We start from the raw sequence: 21,882 nt of genomic DNA, 5'->3' as shown, positions 1-21,882 counted from the left end.
GTAGGGGTCCGGCTGCCCGTACGGGTCCGGCTGCCGCCCCTGCGGCACACCGTACGGATCAGGCTGCTGCCCCTGCGGCGACGTGGCGTACGGATCGGGCCGGTGCCCGGACGAGGACGCGAACGGATCGGCCTGCTGCGGCTGACCGTAGGGGTCCGGCTGCTGGGAGGAGACGGCGTAGGGATCCGGCTGCTGTGAGGAGACGGCGTACGGGTCGGGCTGCTGGGAGGGCACCGCGTAGGGGTCCGGCTGCCCGTACGGGTCCGGCTGCCGCCCCTGCGGCACACCGTACGGATCAGGCTGCTGCCCCTGCGGCGACGTGGCGTACGGATCAGGCCGGTGCCCGGACGAGGACGCGAACGGATCGGCCTGCTGCGGCTGACCGTAGGACAGGGAGTCGTTGACGATCATGTTCTCGCGGGGCACCACGTCGCCCTGCCCGTACACGGCCGTACGGTCCTGGGACCGGTCCAAGGGCGGGACGGTCCCCCGCGCGACGAGCACGTCGGTGGGACTGAGGGCGGCGACCGGACGCGGCTCCTCCGGCGAGGGAACGGCCTGGGCGGCCGGGTCGGGGTACTGCGTGCCCGCGTAGTCCTCGGGGCGCGGCCGGGCGTACTGCCCGGTGCCGGGGAAGTCCCCGTGATCCTGGTAGACGGGATGGTCGGCCGCGTGGGCGGGCTCGCCGACCTCGTCGGGATACTGCCCCCCGGCCTCGACGAAACCCTGGTCGAGGGTGTCGACCAGACGTCCGACGTCGTCCATGGGCATGCGGAAACTGGCGGTGCACATCTCACCGCGCCACAGGCTCAGCACGAGCGTGCCTTCGTGCCATGTGACCCGGAGCACCCGCTCCTGGCCACGCTCGTCAAAGAACACCTCGCCGAACGACGGCAACGGGACAACTTCCGACATGGAGGACATAGTGCTTTAACCAGCCTTTATTAGTCCACTCAACCCCGGGAAACCCTACCGAACCGCTCTTTCCGTCCCCACCTTCCATCTCGGTGACACCGGGACGGACGATCTTCTTTGACCTTCCGAGGTCGGCGAGCCGGATGATCCAGTCAAGTTTGCCACGTGGAGTGAGCCTCACGTTCCGGAATACCGGGATGCGTCTGTGAGGTCACTCCCCGCAGCCAGCCACGGTTGTCGGGGGGAGCCGGTACGGTTGGCTGTCGTGCCGACCGACTCCATCGTTCCCGCTGAAGAAGTCTCCTCCGCCGAGCCCGCCCTGGTGGACGTGCCCCCGGTCGAGGAGTTGCTGGACATCGCCGTCACGGCGGTCGGCGGGGTCGAGCGCCCCGGTCAGATCGAGATGGTGCGGGCGGTCGAGCGGTCGATCCGGTCCGGCGACCATCTCGCCGTCCAGGCGGGCACCGGCACCGGCAAGTCCCTGGCCTATCTGATCCCCTCGATCCGGCACGCGATGACGGCCAAGGGCGCCGTGGTCGTCTCCACCGCCACCATCGCGCTGCAGCGCCAGCTCGTCGACCGCGACCTGCCCCGGCTGTCCGAGGCTCTCGCCCCGTCGCTGCCGCACCAGCCCACGTTCGCCATCCTCAAGGGCCGCCGCAACTACCTGTGCCGCTACAAGGCCAGCGCGGGATGGCCGGAGGAGGAGCAGGACCAGCTCTTCGACCCGCGTGAGGTGAACGCCACAGGGCGGATGGTCCAGCGCATCCAGGAGTGGGCCCAGGAGACCGAGACCGGCGACCGTGACGAGCTCGTCCCCGGCGTCAACGAGCAGGCCTGGCGGCAGTTCTCGGTGAGCGCCAGGGAGTGCCTGGGCGCCACCCGCTGCCCCAGCGGCATGGAGTGCTTCGCCGAGCTGGCCCGCGCCCGCGCGGGCGAGTCCGACATCGTCGTCACCAACCACGCGCTGCTGGCCATCGACGCCATGGAGGACATCCCCCTCCTGCCCGAGCACGAGGTGGTCGTGGTCGACGAGGCCCACGAGCTGGTCGACCGGGTCACCTCGGTGGCGAGCGGCGAGCTGTCGGAGGGCATGGTCTCGCTGACGGTGCGCCGGGTCGGGCGGCTGATCGAGCAGGCGATCTCCGACCGGCTCATGGAGGCCGGGGAGGACCTCAAGGCCCTGCTCGCCGTCGCGCCCGCCGGGCGTCTCGACGAGCTCCCCCAGGTGCTCGGGATGACGCTGGCCCTGGTCCGCGACGCGGCGTGGGCCTGCATCACCGCGCTGGGCCCCAAGTCCGGCGGCGACAAGGACGACCCGGAGAGCGCGGGGCTGCGCAAGGCGGCCTTCACCGCCCTCGACGAGGTCCACGACACCGCGCAGCGGATGCTGGACGCGTTCGGCCACGCCGAGGAGGTCGACCGGGCCGAGGTGGTCTGGCTCGAGGCGGCCACGGACCGGCGCCCGCCCATGCTGCGGATCGCCCCGCTGACCGTGGCGGGCATGCTCCGCGACAAGCTCTTCGGCGACCGTACGGTGGTCCTCACCTCCGCCACGCTCGCCCTCGGCGGAGCCTTCGACGGCCTCGCCGCCCAGTGGGGTCTCGGGTCGGGGAAGGGAACGGACAAACGGGCCGGCTGGACCGGACTGGACGTCGGCTCCCCCTTCGACCACCCGCGCAGCGGGATCCTCTACATCGCCAAGCATCTGCCCCAGCCGGGCCGTGACGGCCTGCCCGAGGCATACCTCGAGGAGATCACCGAGCTGATCGAGGCCGCGGGAGGCCGGACCCTCGGCCTGTTCTCCTCCATGCGCGCCGCCAAGGCCGCCACCGAGGCGCTGCGGGAGCGCCTCAGCGTGCCGCTGCTCTGCCAGGGCGACGACTCCACGATGCTGCTGGTCAAGCAGTTCGCCGAGGACGAGCCGACCTGCCTGTTCGGCACCCTGTCCCTGTGGCAGGGCGTGGACGTGCCGGGGCCGTCCCTGCGCCTGGTCATCATCGACCGCATCCCGTTCCCCCGCCCGGACGACCCGCTGAGCTCCGCCCGTCAGCGCCACGTCACCGCCAAGGGCGGCAACGGCTTCATGTCGGTCGCCGCGACCCACGCCGCCCTGCTGCTCGCCCAGGGGGCGGGCCGCCTGCTGCGCAGCCAGCACGACAAGGGAGTGGTCGCGGTCCTGGACCCCCGCCTCGCCACCGCCCGCTACGCCGGCTTCCTGCGCGACTCCCTGCCGCCCTTCTGGCCGACCAACGACCCGGCCAAGGTCCGCGAGGCGCTCAGACGCCTCGGGGGGTCGTAGAACCCGGGACGCGCCGAAGGTCACCGGCCGGGGAGACCAGGAGTCACCCGGCCGGGGAGAGCGAAGGTCACGGACCGGGGGTCCTGAAACGCCGGTCGGGGAACCCGGAGGTCACCGGGCGAAGAGGAGACCGGGGGTCACAGGCCGGGGAAGAGGCCGAGGTCGGGGCGCTTGGGGTCGAGGCCGTCGCCGGAGGAGCGTCCGCGCAGGCGGCGGACGACCCAGGGGCCGAGGTGCTCGCGGACCCACCGGGCGTCCTCCCGGCGCCTGGCTCCCGGGTCCGCCCGCTCACGCGGCGCCCACTCCCTGCGCCAGTCGTCCTCGCACTCGATCCCGAGCACGTCGCACACCTTGGCGGCCACCATCCGGTGACCCTCCTCGTTCATGTGCAGGCGGTCGTCGCTCCAGGCCCGCCAGTCGCGCAGTCCCTGCATCGACCACTGGTCGACCAGGCGGCAGCCGTACAGGTCGGCGATGGACCGCACGTGCATGTAGAAGATCGCGAACGTACCGCGGGCACGGCGCATGATCGGGGTGTCGCGCGGGTCGACGCCGGTGAACAGCAGCACCTCGGCCCCGGTGGCCCGCAGCGTCCGTACGGCCCCCGCCAGCTTCTTGGCCATCCGGTCGGGATCGCTGCGGGGGCGGAGCAGGTCGTTGCCCCCGGCGCAGAGGCTGACCAGGTCGGGCCGCATCTCGACGGCGCGCGGCACCTGCTGTTCGACGATCTGGTCGATGAGCTTGCCCCGCACGGCGAGGTTGGCGTAGCGGAACTCCGGATCGAGCGCGGCCAGCCGTTCGGCGACCCGGTCGGCCCAGCCCCGGAAGTGCCCCTCCGCGCCGCCGGGCCCGGGGTCGTTGAGGCCCTCGGTGAAGCTGTCGCCGAGGGCCACGAACGAGCGGTGGCTCACGCGCTCTCCGCGATGGCCCGCAGCGCGAGCACGTAGGACCTCAGCCCGAAGCCCGCGATGGTGCCGCTGGCCACGGCCGCGACCACCGAGGTGTGCCGGAACTCCTCGCGGGCGGCGGGGTTGGAGATGTGCACCTCGACCAGGGGCGCCGTGCGCTGGGCGATGGCGTCGCGCAGCGCGTAGGAGTAGTGGGTGAACGCCGCGGGGTTCAGCACCACCGGGATCCGGCCGTCGGCCGCCTCGTGCAACCAGGCGATCATCTCGGCCTCGTCGTCGGTCTGCCGGACGTCCACGGACAGGCCCAGCTCCCGTCCGGTGTCACGGCAGAGCGCCGCCAGGTCGGCGAAGGTCTCGGCGCCGTAGACGTCGGGCTCCCTGGTGCCGAGCCGCCCCAGGTTGGGGCCGTTGAGGACGTACACGGATCTCATCTGGTCACTCACCGTCCTCGACCGGCCGCCCGTTCCCGGCGGCGCCTGCGTTCCTGATCCGTCCCCCGGCCGCCGCCCTCATCGGGCGATCTTCCGGTACGCGGCTTCGAGCAGTTCCTCCGGCGGGTCCTCGAGCGGGGACACCTTCGCCAGCTCGTCCAGGACCACGAAGCGCAGCTTGGCGCCCCGGCTCTTCTTGTCCAGGCGCATGTGGTCGCGGAGCTCGGGCCAGGCCTCGCGGCGGTAGGCCGTGGGCAGCCCGACCGAGGTCAGGATGGAGCGGGTGCGCTCCACCAGGGCGGCGTCGATCCGCCCGTCCAGGTGGGACAGCTCCGCGGCGTAGACCATGCCGACGGCGACGGCCTCGCCGTGCCGGATCCGGTAGCCCTCGGCCCGCTCGATGGCGTGGGCCAGGGTGTGGCCGTAGTTGAGGATCTCCCGCAGGCCGCCCTCGCGCAGGTCGGCCCCGACCACGTCGGCCTTGATCTGGACCTTCCGCTCGATGAGCTCGCGGGTGTGCCGTCCCTCGGGGTGCCGGGCGCCCTCGGGGTCTTCCTCGATGAGCGTCAGGATCTCCGGGTCGGCGATGAACCCGCCCTTGATGACCTCGGCGAGACCGCCGACGTAGTCGTCGCGGGGCACCGAGACCAGCGTGGCCAGATCGCACAGGACCCCCGCCGGGGGGTGGAAGGAGCCGACCAGGTTCTTGCCCTCGGGGGTGTTGATCCCGGTCTTGCCGCCGACCGCGGCGTCGACCATGCCGAGCAGCGTGGTCGGCACCTGCACGACCTTGACGCCGCGCAGCCAGGTGGCGGCGGCGAAGCCCGCCAGGTCGGTGGTCGCTCCCCCGCCGACGCCGACCACGGCGTCGGACCGCGTGACGCCGTGGCGGCCGAAGTCGGACCAGAGCCCGGCGGCCACCTCGACCGTCTTGGCCTGCTCGGCGTCGGGCACCGGCAGCGGGACGACCTGGTATCCGGCCGCCTCGATCGCGCCGCAGACCGGCCGGGCGATCTCCGGCAGGCTCGCCGGGTGGACCACCGCGACGGTGCGGACCGCGGGACCGAGCAGGCCGGGGAGCTCGCCGAGCACGCCGGCGCCGATCACCACGTCGTAGGGGGCCTCCCCGCCGACCTTGATCCTGGAGGCCGTCATGACTCCAGTCCCTTCACGATCTCCTCCACGACCTCGTCGGGAGCGCGCTCGTCGGTGGCCACGGTCAGCGCGGCCAGCCCCTCGTAGATCGGACGGCGGGCGTCCATCAGCTTCTTCAGCTGGCTGCGCGGGTTGAGCACGAGCAGCGGCCGCGCCGAGGCCAGGCCGACCCGCTGCACCGCCTGCGACAGGCCGACCTCCAGGTAGACCACCCGGTGACCGGCCAGCAGCTCGCGCGTGGCCTCGGCCAGCACCGCGCCGCCGCCGAGGGACAGCACGCCGTCGTGCTCGGTCAGCGCCAGCCGTACGGCCTCCGCCTCCAGCGCCCTGAAGCGCTCCTCGCCGTCCTCGACGAAGATGTCGCTGACCGGCTTGCCCGCGGTGCTCTCCACGTCGGCGTCGGTGTCGCGGAAACCGATCCGCAGCCGCTCGGCCAGCAACCGGCCGACGGTCGACTTGCCCGATCCGGGGGCGCCGACCAGGACTACGCGGGGACTCACTGTGCCTCCTCGGCGGGCGAGACGACGGCCCGGGAAGCGGATCCGGCCCGCCCGCTCACTTGATCACCATCGACGAAAGGTAGCCGGACAGGTTGCGGGCGACCTCCTCGACGGAGTCTCCGCCGAACTTCTCGACCGCGGCGTCGGCGAGGATCAGCGCGACCATCGCCTCGGCGACGATCGCGGCGGCCGGGACCGCGCACACGTCGGAGCGCTCGTGGTGGGCCTTGGCGGGCTCTCCGGTCAGCACGTCGATGGTGGCCAGTGCCCGGGGCACCGTGGAGATCGGCTTCATCGCCGCGCTGACGCGCAGCGGCTCGCCGTTGGTCATGCCGCCCTCGACGCCACCCGCCCGGTTGGTGATGCGGCGGACGCCCTCGGCGGTGTTCTCGATCTCGTCGTGGGCCCGGGAGCCGGGACGGCGCGCGGTCTCGAAACCGTCGCCGACGGCGACCCCCTTGATCGCCTGGATGCCCATCAGGGCGGCGGCGAGGCGGGCGTCGAGACGACGGTCCCAGTGGGTGTAGCTGCCCAGGCCCGGCGGCAGCCCGTAGGCGACCACCTCGACGACGCCGCCGAGGGTGTCGCCGTCCTTGTGGGCCTTGTCGATCTCGGCCACCATCGCGGCGCTTCCCGCCGGGTCGGCGCAGCGCACCGGGTCGGCGTCGACCGCGTCCATGTCGCCGGGGCCGGGAATGACGCCCGCCGTGGTCTGGGCTCCGCCGATCGAGACGACGTGGCTGACGATGTCGACGCCGAGGGCCTGCTTGAGGAAACTCCGGGCGACCTGGCCGAGCGCCACGCGCGCGGCGGTCTCGCGGGCGCTGGCCCGGTCGAGCACCGGACGGGCGTCGTCGAAGCCGTACTTCTGCATGCCCGCGAGGTCGGCGTGGCCGGGGCGGGGACGTGAGCGCGGCGCGTTGCGGGCCTGGCCCTCCAGCAGGGCGGGATCGACCGGGTCGGCCGCCATGACGGTCTCCCACTTGGGCCACTCGGTGTTGCCCACGCGGATGGCGACGGGGCTGCCGAGCGTGCGGCCGTGCCGTACGCCGCCCACGATGGCCACCACGTCCTGCTCGAACTTCATCCGGGCGCCGCGGCCGTAGCCCAGGCGGCGCCTGGCCAGTGCTCTGTCGATGTCGGCCGTGGTCACCTCCACCCCGGCGGGCAGGCCTTCAAGAATGGCGACGAGCTCAGGGCCGTGGGACTCTCCGGCGGTCAACCAACGCAACATGGTGACAAGTCTTCCACGTGTCGCCCACTGAAATGGCCGCAGCTCACTGGCTGAGACGCCCACGGCGTGTCCCGCCCCGCCTTCCGGGGGACGGCGGCCGGGGGACGGCGGCTCCCCGGGCGCTTCCCGGAGCGGCCTCGGCCGGCTCCCGTCCGGGAAGACGCCGAAGATCCCTAGAGACCGGCCAGGATGGCCGCGAAGGCCCCGGCGACCATGAAGGGACCGAAGGGGATCTCGCTCCCGCGACCGGCGCGGCGCGCGAGCAGCAGCGCGCCGCCGTAGAGACCGCCCGCGAGGAAACCCAGGAACGCCCCCGTGACGAGCGTGTTCCAGCCCAGCCAGCCGAGCGCGGTGCCCAGGCTCGCCGCGAGCTTGACGTCGCCCAGCCCCATGCCGGACGGATTGACCAGGAAGAGCAGCAGGTAGAAGGCCGCCAGGGCGAGACCGCCGAGGAGTGCCCCGAGCAGATCGCCCGGCCGCCCCTCCAGCAGGGCCGTCACCGCCAGCGACGCCGTCGTCCCCAGGTAGGCGGCCGCGGTGAGCCGGTCGGGAAGCCGGTGGACGGCGACGTCGACGAAGACCAGCGCGACGGCGACGACCGCCAGCCATCCGTAGGCCAGCAGCTCTCCGTAGGCCGGCAGCTCTCCGGCGGACACGGCCTCGGGCCGTCCGGCCAGGACGGCGTCCGGCCACGTGGGCGGCGGGTGACGCAGGGCGAGAGCGGCCAGCGTCACGGCGGTGAGGAGCTCGACCGTCAGCGGTGGCGGCCCGATCCGGCCGCGGCACCCCGGGCAGCGCCCGGCGGCCACCGCGGCGAACGACACGAGGCGGCCCCGGCCGGCCGCACCCCCGGCGGACGCGGAGTCGACGGACGCGGACTCTGCGGATACGGCCCCGGCGGACGCGGGCTCGGCGGGCACGACCCCGGACAGCGGGGCCGCGCATCGCGGGCAGGCGTGCCGGAGGGGTTCCCGCTCCGCCACCGAGTGGCGGATCACCAGGCGCCTCATCCAGAACCCGAGCAGCAGGCCGGCCAGGGCCGCCACGGCGGGCAGGAGGTTCACGGCGTCTCCCGGCCGGCGGCGCGGATCAGCCCCGGCCGCGCAGCGGCCAGCCGAACCGGCGGCGCCGGGGAGCGGACGGGGCCTGTTCCGATGGAGCGGCCTGTTCCATCCGCGCCACGGTGACCTCGGGCCCCAGCCGGTCGACGGTTCCCGACCCGACCGCGGCGAACGCCCGCAGGACGCCGCCCTCGATCACGAAGGACACCGGGCCCGCGACGTCGATCACCACGGCGGCCGCGTCCTCGTGCACCGCCGCCTGGCAGACCTGCGGGGTCGTCGCCTGGATGGGTCGGGCGTCGGGGCGCCAGCGCTTCAGCGACTCGGTCCCGGTGAAGGCGAGCACGGCCTCCCGCCCGTCCTTGCCGACGAGCTTCGGCAGGGCCATCTCGCTCTCCTTCTCCTGCCGCAGCCCGTGGGCGCCGACCTCGGACTCCGTCAGCAGGGCGACCACCGGGACGAGCAGGCGCGCGCCGCTCAGCGCGGCCATCACCGCGCCGGCGTCGGCCGTGCCGGCGGAGAAGGCCGCGAGCGCGGACGAGACGGCGGCGTCGGCGGAGCCGTCGTCCTCGGGGACCAGGGGTTGCGGAATGCTCGGCACGACCTCGGAGCCTACCCGCGACGACCGGCGGCCCGGGAACCCCCGTACCGGAGGTCCCGGGAGAACCGGGACATCGGCCTCATGCCCCCGGGTCTCCCGGTGGGTCACGATGCCCTCACCGGACACGAGAGCCGGGATCGCGGGAGCGAGCAGCGGGGAGGGGGGCGGGTCATGCCGGAGACCGCCGGGCGTGGTTCACCGATCGGGCTTGGTTCACCGGCCGGGCTTGGTTCACCGACCGGCCGGCCGGAGCCCACGTGCGAGGCCGGGGGCTCGCGCACATCGCGATCACATGCCCCGGAGTCCCGGACCGGGAAGGCGGAGACGACGTGCGAGGCCGGGGGCTCACACGTGTCGCGGTCGTGTGTCCCGGAGTTCCAGGCCGGGGAGACGTGGGCCTCGCGCGCCGCCCTCCGCGCGGTGGAGATCCTGTTCTTCACCGTGACCCTGGGGACCCTGGGAACGCTGGGCGTCCTCTGGGCCCTCTACACGCTGCGGCGTTGATCCCGCGCCGCGGCACGGCCGGCTCCGCGTGTTCGCGGGCCGTGTCATCGCCTGGCGGTGAAGATGATCTCGACACGCCGGTTCTTCGCGCGGTTCGCCTCCACGGGCCTCCCGTCGACGACGTTGGGCAGCCTGGGCCTGGACTCGCCGAACCCCGTGGCCCGCAGGGACGTGTCCGTGTCCGCGAGCGTTCCCCGCAGGGCCTGCCGTACGGCCTGTGCCCGCCTGAGCGACAAGGCGTCGTTGTAGGCGTCGTCGCCCTGGTCGTCGGTGTGTCCCTCGATCCTGACCTCCCCGCCCGCGGACTCGGCCCGGATCCTCACGGCGACCCGCCGCAGGCGCAGCCTCGCCCTGTCCGTCAGCACGGCCCTGTCGAGCGCGAACAGCACGTCGCTGGTGAGCGCCACGGTGACCTGCTCTCCCCGCTTCGACTCGCTCTCCGCGCCGTCGAGCGACTCGACCTCGGCGAGGACGTCCTCGACGGGGGCGACGACGTCCTCGACCCCGGCCGTGACCTCTCCCGGATCGGCCCGTGCGACGGCCGCGTGGCCCGCCGTCAGGGCGAACGCGAGTGCCAGGACCGCGAGACGCTCAGGAGATCGGGACATCGGTGAACACGCCCAGCACCTTGAGGTCCAGGTTGATCTTCGTGACGTCCGGCGGCGGGGCCGCGAACGTCGCGTGCAGCGGCAGCACCTCGCCGGGCTCGGTGAACACGTCGTACTTGGAGCACAGGCAGGTGGCCTTGGGGTACTGGCCGGTGCGCGCGACGACGTATCGCTTGCCGTTGACCGGGTCGACCAGGCTGATCCCCGCCACGGTGAGCCCGAGGCCGCCCGGGGTGTCCCCCATGTCGCTGCCCATCTCCCACCTGACGTCACCCTGGTTGGTGACCGTCCAGGTCAGCGTGGCCAGCCTGCCCTGCCGTCTGAGGCCGGTGATTCGCACGGTCAGGTCGGCGCCGCCCGCCTTGACCGCCCTGGCGGCGATCACCCTGTCCTGCTCCACGGGCGCGTCCCCCTGCCCGGCGGACCCGGCGGAGGGAGCCGGCCCGGCCGGGTCGGGGGAGCCGGTCGAGGCGCCGGAATCACCCTGCCCGGTGGAGGAGGTGGAGCCGCCCTGCCCTGTGGCCCGCTCCTCCTGCGAGGCCGGCTGCCGCTCCTCGCCGCCACCGCCCTGCTGCCCGGGGAGCATCCCGCAACCGCTCAGTACGGCCGCCAGCACAGCCGCCGGCACGGTGGCCGCCAGCACCGGCGTGATCCCTCTTCGCATCCCGTTCCCCCTTCGCCCGCCGTGGTTCGCGTCGGGCTCGACCGTAGGCGGGCCACCTTCAGGATCCGCATAGCGCGCTATGGGCGCTGTCCGCGGCGGCGTCGCACCTCGCCCGCGAGCTCTTCCGCCCCGGCGAGGCCTCGCCTGTCACCGAGAGCCCCGAACTCTCCCACAGCGTGCGTTATTACATCAACCGCCTCATCTATCTCATCAAGGTCGAGAAGGGTCGCGGCCAGGGTGAGCGACGCCTGCGCGGCCCCCCTGCGGTCCCCGTGCTCGCGGAACGTCCCCAGAGCTTCCCTGGCACTCCCCCTGGCGGCGTCCGGCCTGCCCTCGGCCATGGCCACCCGGGCCAGGACCACCAGCGCCGCGGCCTCGGGCAGCCGGTCCCCGAGCCTCCTGACCAGGCCGAGCCCGCGTTCGGCCCGCTCGCGCGCCTCCGCGGGCCGGCGCTCCTCCAGGAACAGCCCGGCGAGGTCGAGCGAGACGGCCGCCTCGCCCCGCGGATCGCCCAGCTCACGGTAGGCCTCCAGGCTTCTGGAGAGCAGGTCCTCCGCGCGCCGCAACGCGCCGAGGGCGCGCAGCGCGTCGGCCCTGCCACGCCGGTCTCCCGCCGCTGAGAAGGCCGCCAGGCAGGCCACGAAGCACGCCTCCGCCTCGGGCAGCCGTTCCCGGGCGAGATGGACCAGGCCGAGCCGGTACCGGGTGCGGGCCACCTCCCCGGCCTCCGTCAGCGGAAGCGCCTGTCCCAGGACCCGCGCCGCGTCCTCCAGGCGGCCCTCCGCGCGGTGCAGGTCGGCCAGCGATCTCAGCAGCAGCGCCTCGCCGTGGCGGTGGCCCGCGCGCCGCGCGGCCCGCAGGCCCGTTTCCACGGCCGCGCGCCAGTCCTCGCGGTGCGCGCCGAGCTCGAAGAAGGGCGTCAGGTAGAAGGCCAGCCGCCAGGCGGTCTCGTCCAGGCCCGTCCGCTGCGCGTCGGCGACGGTCGCGGCCAGGAATCCCCGTTCCGCGGCCAGCCAGCGGGCCGACTCCCTGAACCGCGCGGTCTCCGGAGCCGTGGCCTGCTCGGCCGTACGGGCCAGGGTCCGGCCCGAGCCGGGCTCGGCGGGCAGGAGCAGCGCCCTGGCCCGCCGGGCACGGTCGAGGATCTCGGGAGCCGCGGCGGCGAGGACCCGGGCGGGCGGGCCCTCCTCGGCGGCCAGGCGCTCGGCCGCGTACAGCCTGGTCAGGTCGTGCCAGCCGTATCTCTCCTGGCCGGCCGCGTCGAGCCCCCGCGTCTGCAGCAGGCCCGCCTCGGCCAGCGCCTCCAGCGACCGGTCCGCGGGCGCGCCGAGGAGCGCGGCGGCGGCCCACGGGGCGAAGTCGGGCGCGGACAGCGCGCCAAGACGGCGCAGCAGCAGGCGTTCCCGGTCGGGCAGCGCGCGGTAACCGAGCGCCAGGCTGCCGCGCACGGCCAGATCGCCCGCGCTGAGCTCGTCGAGACGCCCGCGTTCGTTCTCAAGGCGTCCGGCCAGGTGTTCCAGGGTCCAGTCCGGCCGCCTCGCCAGCCTGGACCCGGCGATCCTGAGCGCCAGCGGCAACCCGCCGCACAGCGCGGCGATCCGCGCCGCCGCCCGCGGCTCGGCACGCACGCGCCGCTCCCCGGCCACACCGGCCAGCATCGCCACGGACTCGTCCGGATCGAACACGTCGAGCTCCCGGGCACGTGCCGCCTCCAGGCCGAGCAGCGGCGAGCGGCTGGTCACCAGCGTCATGCAGCCGGGCCCCGTGGGCAGCAGCGGGCGCACCTGGGCCTCGTCCGCCGCGTCGTCCAGCACCACCAGCAGGCGCCGCCCGCCCACCGTGCTGCGGTAGAGACGGACCCGCTCGTCCAGGTCAGCGGGCACGGCCCTCTCGGGACAGCCCAGTGAGCGGAGCAGATCCTCCAGCACCGCGCCCGGCGCCCTGCCCCCGAGCGAGGCGTGCAGACGCCCGTCCGGGAAGTCGAGCGCGGCGGCCGCGTGGATCGCCAGCGCGGACTTGCCCACCCCCGCGGGGCCGTGCAGTACCAGGTGGACGGGCGCGGTCCCGGCGGCGGGCACGGACCGGCGGATCCACTCCAGCGCACGTTCGCGTCCGGTGAAGTCGGCGATGTCCGGCGGCGTCTCGTTCGGCACCGCCCGCGCGCCCGTCGCCGGTACGGTCCGCCCGGAGGAAGCCGCCGTCCGCGCCGGGGAACCACCGTCCGCCAGCACGCGCTCGTGCGCCGCGCGCAGCTCGGCCCCCGGCTCAAGGCCGAGCTCCTCGACCAGCAGCCGCCGTACCTCCCGGTAGGCCTCCAGCGCCTCCGACCTGCGTCCCGCCTGGCCGAGAGCCGTGATGAGCTGCCCCCACGCCCGTTCCCGCAGCGGATGCGCGGCCACGAGCGCGCGCAACTCCCCCGTCACCTCCGCGCCGCGGCCGAGCGCCAGGTCCAGCTCGACGCGCTCCTCGAGCGCGGTCAGCCGCAACTCCTCCAGCGGTACGGCGTGCGTCCGCCGCAGCGCGTCCGACTCGACGCCCGTCAGCGCGGGTCCCCGCCAGAGCGCCAGGGCGGCGCGCAGCCCTTCGGCCGCCTCGGCCCTCCTGCCCGCGTCCCCGGCCCGCATGGCCTCGGTCACCAGGCGCTCGAACCTGTGCGCGTCCACCCGGTCCGGGTCGACGTCGAGAAGGTACCCGCCGGACACGGTGCGGATCCCGCCGACCACTTTGCGCAGGGCGCTCACGTACACCCGCAGCACCGGTTCCGCCGAAGCGGGCGGCCGCTCACCCCACACCTCGTCGATCAGCCTGTCGACGGTCAGCGGCCGTCCCGGCCGCAGCAGCAGGGCAGCCAGCAGCGCGCGGTGTTTGGCGGGTCCCGGGGTCAGGTCACGCTCCCCGTCGAGGACCCGCATCGGTCCCAGCACGCCGAACCGCACCGCTTCAGTCCTTCGCCTGACGGAGGTCGAACGAGCGGAATCCGACCTGGAGCGGCGCGGCCGTGTCCGGTGCCGCGTGGACGCCGGTCGCCCCGGGGCCGTAGGGGTCGCGGGCGTCGGTGGCCTCGGCGACCAGGTCGTCGTTGACCCACATGCTCAGGACGACTTGCTCGCCCCGCTGCCCGCACCGGGCCACGACACGGTTGTCCGCCGACTTCCCCACCCGCACCGGCCCGCGCAGGACGGTGCCCCGCCCGCCGTACCGCTTGACGATGGAGGCGTCGCCCGAGCCGGTGACCGTGAACTCGTAGCGATCACCGGCGCCCGAGTCGCCGCGGCACCACACGCCGAACTCCCCCGAGCCCCGCTCCAGCCGGATCCCGGCGCTGATCACGATGCCTCCCGCGGGCTCACCGGAGACGGGTGCCGACTTCCACAGCCGCCAGCCGGGATTCGCGGTCAGCAGGTAGGTCCCGCCGTCCTGTTCGCTCCTGCCGCCCGCTGAGACGCCGATCGCCCAGGACGCGGCGAAGTCCGCGTGGTAGGGCAGCGCGGGCGTGCCGGAACCCGCGTAGACGGCCCATCCACCGGCCGCGGCCGCCGCGAGCACGGCGGCGCCCAGGACCCACGGCCACCTCCGGGCCCGCGCGGACCGGCTCCCGGCTCCGGCCGCCTCCCCTGGTACGGCCCACTCCACTGGCCGGACCGCCTCGCCGGGCACGGCCCACCCCATGGGCAGGACCGCCTCGCCGGGCACGGCCGCTCCCGCGGTATCGGCGGGTCCCTCGGGAAGGGCCGGTGTTCCGGGGGCGCCCGGGGCTCCGGCGGCGGCCCAGGAGCGTTCGACGGCCTGGGTGACCGTCTCCGGGGTCGGCCTGCCCCCGATCAGCTCCCCCAGCAGCCGCCGGGCACTCGGCCGCCGCGCCGGATCCTTGGCCATGGCCCGCTCGACGACCGCGCGCATCCGCTCCTCGAGGCCGTCGAGGCTCGGTCCTTCGTTGACGATCCGGTAGAGGACCTCGGGCGGGGATCCGCCGCCGAACGGCAGCCGTCCCGTGCCCGCGAACGCGATCACCCCGCCCCACGCGTAGACGTCGGCCGCGGGCGTCAGCGGTTCACCGCGCACCTGCTCGGGCGCCATGAACGCGGGCGTGCCCAGGATCGCCTGACTGACCAGGCTCTCGTCGCCGACGAGCTGCGCGATGCCGAAGTCGATCACACGCGGGCCGAGCGGCGACAGCAGCACGTTCGACGGTTTGAGGTCGCGGTGGATCACCCCCGCCTCGTGGATGGCGTGGAGCGCCGTGGCGATCCCGGCCGCGAGCGCCTCCAGGTTGGCGCCGAGCAGCGGCCCCTGCTCGCGTACGGCCTGCGCCAGGCTGGGCCCCTTGACGTACTCCGTGACGAGGTAAGCGGTGCCCCCCTCGATCCCGGCGTCGAGCACGGGTGCGGTGCAGAACCGGGCCACCCTGCGCGCCGCGGCCACCTCGCGCTCGAAGCGCCGCCCGAAGGCGGCGTCGCGGGCCAGTTGCGGATGGATCACCTTCACCGCGGCCAGGCCGCCGGTCGGGGTGGTGGCGAGGTGTACCACGCCCATGCCACCCCGGCCCAGCTCGCGCCTGAGCACGTATCCGCCGATCACGTTCACCGGAGTCACCCTATGGTCAAAGACCCCCATCGAGGACAAAGGCCGCGACCTACTCGTGACTCGACGCCCGATCCCGTGAACGCCGCGACGCGGGCCGCGCGTCCGCGGACGAGCCGCCCGAGCCGGCGTCGTTCCCTGCCTCCGGGACGTGACAGACCACCGGGACGTGACAGACCACCGGTGGGACGGGCCACCGGTGGGACGGGTCAGCCGAGGTCGGCGATGGCGGCCACCGGGCCGCCGCCGCTGGGCCCCTGGTGGACCGCGGCGACCGAGACGAAGACGGCCGGGTCGCCGGTGACGCTGGCCGCGACGCCGCCGACCGCGGCCTTGATCTGGCGGTGCCAGTGCACGTCGGAGTCGTCGAGCATGATGTTGCGGCGCCCCCTGACGCTGCCCGAGGGGTCCGCCTCGCACTTCATGAAGACGTTGACCAGCCTGCCGTCCAGGTCGGAGGTGTGCGGGCGGTCGGGCAGGTCGATCCCGCTGGAGCGGATCGCCTCCCAGATGCCGTCCGCGTCGAGCGCGTCCCTCATGACCGAGTGGCCGATCCGGTAGCGGCCGCCGATGCCGCGGACGTTGCCGACGACGACGATCTGCGCGCGGTCCAGCTCGACGCCCGAGGAGCAGGACGCGACGGAGGAGTAGAGCGACAGGTCACGGTGGATCTGCTCGGCCGCGGGCATCTCGATCTCGCCGAGCGCGACGGCGATGCCGAGCGCGGTGGTGGAGTTGGAGATGTCCATGGAGGGACCGGTGTCCTCCACGACCACGTCCTTGCCCCGGGACCTGGCGTCGTTGATGGTGGCCAGCGTCAGCAGCGGCGTCTTGGTCTGGACGTAGTGGACGTCGGCGGGGTCGTCGATCCCGGCGATCTTCATGGCCTCCCGCACGCCCGCGGCGACCTTCTCCACCATGGCGGGGCGGCCGATGTCCTCGGGGAGGATGACGTCGCTCATCGCGATGCCGACACTGAGGCGCGGCTCCTGGCTCGGCTCCGCGTCCGCCGTGGTGGCGAAGATCGTCGCGTGCGGGCTGAGCACGCCGTCGGTGCCGCCGGACCACACCAGCGGGACGCTCTCGGGGGCCGGGTGGCCCTTGGCCGCGAGCACCTCGCGGAAGGCGCGGTCGGCGAGGATGCGGGTGTAGTCGTTCACCCCGCCGTTGCCCTCGGTCTTGCCGATCACCGCGAGCACCCGGTGCGCCTCGATCACCCCGTCGTCGATGAGCCGGGCCAGCCCGGAGGCGTCGGTCACGCTCTCGATCGCCACCTTGCGCACTTCAATCGGTTCGGGCATCCCTGATCACCTTTCGATCTTTCGATGGGGCACGTCGATCACTCTCGCAGGACGGCGCCCGTCTCTCCGGTGACCACCGCTCCGGCGTTTCGGGGCTCCGGCGTGATCGGCGATCGTTCCCCACAGGCGACGGTAACCGCCCTCCCCGCCCGACTCATGGGCGTCTTTCGCCCAACGAAGCCGTTGTGTTCGGCGAACATCGCCATCTCAAGGGCTCACATGATCTGTGATCTGCGACACATCCAAACATCCCACGAATTGGACATATCTCCATTGCATGGAACATCGATGGATATTTCACGGTAGGAAATCGCGCTCAGTTAACACCTCGTTTCCCCCTTGATCATCTCCCCCCGCACGCGGCATCAATAACTTTGTTTACAGTTGTGGGCACGGCGGGAAACACGCCACTCCACGCAGCTGAGAAAACGGGGTTCTCCGCATGCTTGCAGTACTCGAAGCACCTCCTGACAAGGCTGGACAACATCTTCCACAGCCTCCGTCCGACAATGAGCTGAAACTCTATTTCGGACCGCAAAGACGCTGGGTACTTCTGTCCGTACCCCTTTCCCTGACATTCACCGCGGGGACGCTTTTCCTTTTCTCCATGCGCCACGCCGCCCTGTGGCCGTTTTTCGTCGCGCTGGCACTGAACCTCACCGGATGGACGATGTCGTTCATCGACGGGCAGCGCCAGCGCCTGACCACCTGGGAATCGCACGAGCTGCTGGTCCGCTCGTGGCGGCCCGCCCGTTTCCCGTCCGTGGACGTCTTCCTGCCGACCAGGGGCGAGCCCATGGACATCCTGGACAACACCTTCCACCACGTGTCGGCACTGCTCTGGAACGGTCCGGTCACCGTCTGGGTGCTCGACGACGCCGCGCGCCCCGAGGTCGAGGAGCTCGCCGGGCGGTACGGCTTCCGCTACAGCTCCCGCCCCGACCAGGGGTACCTGAAGAAGGCGGGCAACCTCAACCACGGACTGTCGATCAGCTCGGGCGAGGTGGTGGCGGTCTTCGACGCCGACTTCTGCCCTCGTCCCGACTTCCTGTCCCACCTGGTCCCCTATCTGGAGGACCCGCGGATCGCCGTGGCCCAGTCTCCGCAGTACTTCGACACCACGGCGGACATGCCCTGGCTGCAGCGGACCGCCGGAGCCGCGCAGGAGATGTTCTACCGGTGGCTGCAGCCCTCCAGGGACGCCGACGGCGGCGCCATCTGCGTGGGCACGAACGTGGTCTACCGGCGCTCCACCCTGGAGGAGATCGGCGGATTTCCCAGGATCGACCACAGCGAGGACATCTACACCAGCGTCGAGCTGATGAGGCACGGCTACCGCACCAAGTACGTCCCGGTGCTGCTGGCCAAGGGACTGTCGCCCGACAACGTCGCCTCCTACATCGCCCAGCAGTACCGGTGGGCGATGGGCTGCATGAGCCTGCTGTTCGACCGCGACTTCCACCGGACGCCGATGTCGTGGCGGGTGCGGCTCTCCTACTACAGCGGTTTCCTGAGCTACTTCGTCTCGGCCGCCAACATCGCCGCGGTCCCGCTCCCCGGGCTCGTCATGCTCGCCTTCTACCCGCAGGACGTCCGGGCATGGCACATGATCCCGTTCGTGGGGCCGCTCTGGGTGGCGCTGGTGCTGCTGCCCGCGGTCTCGGTGAGCCGCTGGCGGTTCGAGGTGACCCGCGCCCAGACCCTGTACGCCTACTGTCACCTGATCTCCATCGTGCACGCGGTGCGCAACCAGGCCGCCGCGTGGGTGCCGAGCGGCGCGGCCGCGGGCCGGAGCACGCTGGTCTCCACCGTCGCCCGGATGGCCTTCGCCTGGCTGACCCTCACCACCGGCGCCACCTGGATCGGCATCGCGCTGCGCGCCCCCGTCTACGGCTGGGACGACTACTGGGCACTGACCCTGTTCGCCGCCGCCACCACCTACATCGCCCTCCCCCTCATCCGTGACCTGTGGAGGATCCTCCGTTGAACCACCGTCTGCGCTGGCCGGAGGCCCTGGCCATCACCGTCCTGCTGCTGCTCGGCGTGCTGCTCGCCTCGGGCCTCGCCGTCCTGCCGCCGCTTCTTCCCTGACCTTCCGGACATCTCACATGACTCCCCAAGGAGTGCCCGCCGTGATCCCGCGATACCGTCTCGGCTTCAGGCCGGACATCGAGGGGCTGCGAGCGGTGGCCGTACTGGCCGTGCTCGCCTTCCACGCCACCGTGCCCGGCCTGGCCGGAGGATTCATCGGTGTCGACGTGTTCTTCGTCATCTCCGGCTTCCTGATCACCGGACTGCTGCTGCGCGACGTCTCCGTCACCGGCCGCTTCTCACTGGCCGAGTTCTACGCCCGGCGGGCCAGGCGCATCCTGCCCGCGGCCGGTGTGGTGCTGCTCGCCACGACGGCCGGAGCGTGGCTGCTGCTGCCGCCCCTGCGCGGCGGCGACATCGCCGGTGACGTCGTCACCGCCGCCCTGTACATCGCCAACTGGCGTTTCGTCGCGGGCCAGACCGACTATCTGGCCGCGGAACGGGACCCCAGCCCCCTGCTGCACTACTGGTCGCTGGCCGTCGAGGAGCAGTTCTACCTGCTGTGGGCGCCGCTGCTGCTGGTCCTGGTCCTGCTGGCCCGCCGCGTCGGGCGCAGCCCGGTGCCCGCCGTGACGGCCGCCGTCGTGGCGCTGACCGGCGCGTCCTTCGCCCTGTCCCTGTGGTGGACCGGCCTCAGCGCCCCCCTGGCCTATCTCTCCTCCCCCTCCCGCGCCTGGCAGTTCGGCGTGGGCGCCCTCGCCGCCCTGCTCATGCCGTACCTCGGGCGTCCGGACGGCGGCGAGGACCGTCCGGGCACCGGGGGCACCGGGGGCACGGCGGACAGGACGGGGCGGCGCCCGCGCTTCGCCGCCCGGGTGGCCTCGGGGGCGCTCGGCCTGGCCGGGGGCGCCGCGGTCGCCTGGTCGGTCGCGGGAATCGGCCCCGCGACGCCCTACCCGGGAACGGCCGCGCTGGTGCCCACGCTCGGCACCGCGGCGATCATCATGTTCCGGTCGCCGCTCTCCCGGGTGCTGTCCCTGGCACCGGTCCGCGCGATCGGGCGGCTGTCGTTCTCCTGGTACCTGTGGCACTGGCCGGTCCTGGTGCTCGCCGAGGCGGCGCTCGGCGAGCAGCCCTGGCCGGTACGGCTGGCGCTGGTCCTGGCCTCGGCCCTGCCCGCGGCGCTGACGCTGAGGCTGGTGGAGAACCCGCTGCGGCTGTCGGAGGTGGTCTCCGCACTGCCCCGGCGCGGCCTGGCGCTCGGCACCAGCGCGATGGCCGTGCCCCTCGCGGCCGCGCTCCTGCTCAACGGCGGAGTCGTGCACGGGGCCGCGACCACCCAGGTCACGGTCGCCGCCGCCGACCCCGCCGGCACGGCCGACGCCCCCGGTACGGCCCTGCGTCCCACGCCCGCCCAGGCCAGGACCGACTTCCCCAAGTCCGCGGGGTGCGAGATCGCGCTGACCGCGACGACCAGCCCGCCGTGCCTGTTCGGCGACACCACCTCCAAGGACAGGGTCGTCCTGATCGGCGACTCCCACGCGGGCCAGTGGTTCGCGGCGGCGGAACGCGTCGCCGTACGGAGGGGATGGGCCCTGGAGGTGCTCACCAAGCCCGGCTGCCCGCTGCCCCGGCTCACGGTCGTCGATCCGCGCCTGGGCCGGGAGTACCGCGAGTGCGACGCCTGGCGCGAGTACGCCCTGAAACGGCTCGCCGCCGAGTCGCCGCCCCGGCTGATCTTGGTCGCCTCGCTCAACGCGTACGCGAGCGACAGGACCGTGCTGACCCGCGCCTGGGACGCGACCCTCACCCCGCTGTCCAGGCTCGGCGCCACGGTGGTCTACCTGCGCGACACCCCGCTGCCCGGCAAGGACGTGCCGTCCTGCCTGTCGGGCGGGCCCGTCGGCGACTGCGCCTTCCCCCGCCGCGCCGGGCTGCGTCCCGATCCGCTGGCCGAGCAGATCGTCGCGGGCGAGCGTCCCGGGATGCGCCTGCTCGACGTGGTCCCGCTGCTGTGCCCGGGGACCGGGGACACCTGCCCGGCGGCGCTGGACGGCATCGTGCTCTACCGCGACGACGCGCACATCACCGACACCCTCGCGGTACGGCTCGCGCCCCGGCTGGAGCAGGACCTGGAAGACCTCGACCTCATCCCCACGGTGCTGTGAGGATCGTCCCGGCGATCCTCACCATGATCGTCCTCCTGGCCGGGTGCTCGGGGCCGGGCCAGGAGGCGTCGTCCGGCTGGACCGAGGTCTTCCGCGACGACTTCACCGGGGCGGCGGGGACGCCGCTGCCCTCCGGCTGGCTGCACGACGTGGGGACCTGTTACCCCGGATGCCCCGCCCCCCGGTGGGGCACCGGGGAGATCGAGACCATGACCGCCTCTCCGGAGAACGTCTCCCTCGACGGCCGGGGAAACCTGGCCGTCACCCCCCTGCTCCGCGACGGCGCCTGGACCTCGGGCCGGGTCGAGAGCAGGCGGTCCGACTTCAGGCCTCCGCCGGGGGGCGTGCTGCGGGTCGAGGCCAGGATCCAGCTGCCCCGGGTGACCGAGGCGGACGGCGCGGGCTACTGGCCCGCGTTCTGGATGCTGGGCGCCCCGCTGCGTGACGGCTACACCGGCTGGCCCGGCATCGGCGAGATCGACGTCATGGAGGCGGTGAACGGACGCCCGGCGGTCATGGCCGCCATGCACTGCGGGGTGACGCCCGGCGGCCCGTGCGGGGAGCCCTCGGGGATCGGTTCGGGCGAGCGTCCCTGCCCCGCCTGCCACGGCGGCTTCCACCGCTACGGCGTCGAGATCACCGCCACCGAGATCCGCTGGTATCTCGACGACGCGCCGATCTTCGCCGTCGCGGCCGGCCGCGTGGACCCGGAGACCTGGCGCAGGGCGACCGACCACGGCTTCTTCCTGATCCTGAACGTCGCGATCGGAGGCGGCCTGCCCTCCGCCTTCGGCGGCGGCCCGACGGCCGCCACCGTCTCCGGCAGGCCGATGCTGGTCGACTACGTCTCCGTGGCGACCCGCCCGGCCGAGGAAAGCGGAACGACCGGACCGGCCGGGGAAACCGGGGAAGACTGAC

At 73.3% G+C, this 21,882-nt stretch carries 17 protein-coding genes and 1 pseudogene; 5 read left to right on the top strand and 13 right to left on the bottom strand.

Translation table 11 applies throughout. The annotated features are described in order from the left end of the window. Positions 1–915 (bottom strand): annotated as a pseudogene (locus AB0N02_RS07790) (hypothetical protein); the annotation flags it as partial. Between the two features lie 319 nt (positions 916–1,234). On the opposite strand from AB0N02_RS07790, the gene AB0N02_RS07785 reads away from it, so the two are divergent. After that, positions 1,235–3,217, top strand: a complete 1,983-nt coding sequence (locus tag AB0N02_RS07785) for an ATP-dependent DNA helicase (protein WP_363944223.1) — start codon at positions 1,235–1,237, stop codon at positions 3,215–3,217. 137 nt (positions 3,218–3,354) lie between these two features. Here the strand turns inward: AB0N02_RS07785 and AB0N02_RS07780 are convergent, their stop codons facing one another. The 7 genes from AB0N02_RS07780 to AB0N02_RS07750 form a co-directional block, all read right to left on the bottom strand. Further along, positions 3,355–4,128: an SGNH/GDSL hydrolase family protein gene (locus AB0N02_RS07780; protein WP_363943780.1), complete on the bottom strand. Its 774-nt coding sequence runs from the start codon at positions 4,126–4,128 to the stop codon at positions 3,355–3,357. Next, positions 4,125–4,556: a type II 3-dehydroquinate dehydratase gene (aroQ, locus tag AB0N02_RS07775; RefSeq protein ID WP_363943778.1), complete on the bottom strand. Its 432-nt coding sequence runs from the start codon at positions 4,554–4,556 to the stop codon at positions 4,125–4,127. Before aroQ ends, AB0N02_RS07780 begins: the two co-directional genes overlap by 4 nt. Before the next feature lie 78 nt (positions 4,557–4,634). Beyond that, positions 4,635–5,711, bottom strand: a complete 1,077-nt coding sequence (aroB, locus tag AB0N02_RS07770) for a 3-dehydroquinate synthase (protein WP_363943777.1) — start codon at positions 5,709–5,711, stop codon at positions 4,635–4,637. After that, positions 5,708–6,211, bottom strand: coding sequence for a shikimate kinase (locus AB0N02_RS07765; protein WP_363943775.1), 504 nt, complete (start codon positions 6,209–6,211; stop codon positions 5,708–5,710). The genes aroB and AB0N02_RS07765 overlap by 4 nt, the downstream gene beginning before the upstream one ends. A 55-nt stretch (positions 6,212–6,266) precedes the next feature. Next, positions 6,267–7,445: a chorismate synthase gene (gene aroC / locus AB0N02_RS07760; RefSeq protein WP_363943774.1), complete on the bottom strand. Its 1,179-nt coding sequence runs from the start codon at positions 7,443–7,445 to the stop codon at positions 6,267–6,269. A gap of 173 nt (positions 7,446–7,618) precedes the next feature. Beyond that, the gene (locus AB0N02_RS07755; protein WP_363943773.1) at positions 7,619–8,509 is read right to left on the bottom strand and encodes an A24 family peptidase; all 891 of its coding nucleotides are present in this window, start codon (positions 8,507–8,509) and stop codon (positions 7,619–7,621) included. 25 nt (positions 8,510–8,534) lie between these two features. Then, positions 8,535–9,107, bottom strand: coding sequence for an SseB family protein (locus AB0N02_RS07750; RefSeq protein WP_363943771.1), 573 nt, complete (start codon positions 9,105–9,107; stop codon positions 8,535–8,537). A 351-nt stretch (positions 9,108–9,458) separates the two neighbouring features. Here AB0N02_RS07750 and AB0N02_RS07745 point away from each other — a divergent pair, with 351 nt between their 5' ends. Further along, positions 9,459–9,611 carry a hypothetical protein gene (locus AB0N02_RS07745; protein WP_363943770.1) on the top strand — a complete coding sequence of 51 codons (153 nt, stop codon included), beginning with the start codon at positions 9,459–9,461 and terminating at the stop codon, positions 9,609–9,611. A 44-nt stretch (positions 9,612–9,655) separates the two neighbouring features. Here AB0N02_RS07745 and AB0N02_RS07740 read toward each other — a convergent pair whose 3' ends face one another. The 5 genes from AB0N02_RS07740 to AB0N02_RS07720 form a co-directional block, all read right to left on the bottom strand. Continuing rightward, positions 9,656–10,219, bottom strand: a complete 564-nt coding sequence (locus AB0N02_RS07740; protein ID WP_363943768.1) for an OmpA family protein — start codon at positions 10,217–10,219, stop codon at positions 9,656–9,658. Then, positions 10,203–10,883 (bottom strand): hypothetical protein, encoded by a 681-nt coding sequence (locus AB0N02_RS07735; protein ID WP_363943767.1) that lies wholly within the window; start codon positions 10,881–10,883, stop codon positions 10,203–10,205. Before AB0N02_RS07735 ends, AB0N02_RS07740 begins: the two co-directional genes overlap by 17 nt. Before the next feature lie 77 nt (positions 10,884–10,960). Then, positions 10,961–13,819 carry a BTAD domain-containing putative transcriptional regulator gene (locus tag AB0N02_RS07730; protein ID WP_363943766.1) on the bottom strand — a complete coding sequence of 953 codons (2,859 nt, stop codon included), beginning with the start codon at positions 13,817–13,819 and terminating at the stop codon, positions 10,961–10,963. A 4-nt stretch (positions 13,820–13,823) separates the two neighbouring features. Further along, on the bottom strand, positions 13,824–15,467 hold the full coding sequence (locus AB0N02_RS07725) for a serine/threonine-protein kinase (protein ID WP_363943765.1): 1,644 nt from the start codon (positions 15,465–15,467) through the stop codon (positions 13,824–13,826). 206 nt (positions 15,468–15,673) lie between these two features. After that, positions 15,674–16,765, bottom strand: coding sequence for a ring-opening amidohydrolase (locus tag AB0N02_RS07720; RefSeq protein ID WP_363943764.1), 1,092 nt, complete (start codon positions 16,763–16,765; stop codon positions 15,674–15,676). Positions 16,766–17,372: 607 nt separating this feature from the next. Between AB0N02_RS07720 and AB0N02_RS07715 the strand changes: the two genes are divergently transcribed. The 3 genes from AB0N02_RS07715 (at position 17,373) to AB0N02_RS07705 (ending at position 21,881) form a co-directional block, all read left to right on the top strand. After that, positions 17,373–18,752, top strand: a complete 1,380-nt coding sequence (locus tag AB0N02_RS07715; RefSeq protein WP_363943762.1) for a cellulose synthase catalytic subunit — start codon at positions 17,373–17,375, stop codon at positions 18,750–18,752. 145 nt (positions 18,753–18,897) lie between these two features. Next, the gene (locus AB0N02_RS07710) at positions 18,898–20,964 is read left to right on the top strand and encodes an acyltransferase family protein (RefSeq protein WP_363943761.1); all 2,067 of its coding nucleotides are present in this window, start codon (positions 18,898–18,900) and stop codon (positions 20,962–20,964) included. Next, entirely contained in the window at positions 20,961–21,881 is a 921-nt protein-coding gene (locus AB0N02_RS07705; protein ID WP_363943760.1) for a glycoside hydrolase family 16 protein, read from the top strand. The genes AB0N02_RS07710 and AB0N02_RS07705 overlap by 4 nt, the downstream gene beginning before the upstream one ends. Position 21,882 lies beyond the last annotated feature (1 nt).

The organism is Streptosporangium sp. NPDC051022 (assembly GCF_040683035.1).
GTDB lineage: Bacteria > Actinomycetota > Actinomycetes > Streptosporangiales > Streptosporangiaceae > Streptosporangium.
Note: the sequence above shows the minus strand (reverse complement) of the source record. Positions and strands in the feature narration are given on the sequence as shown.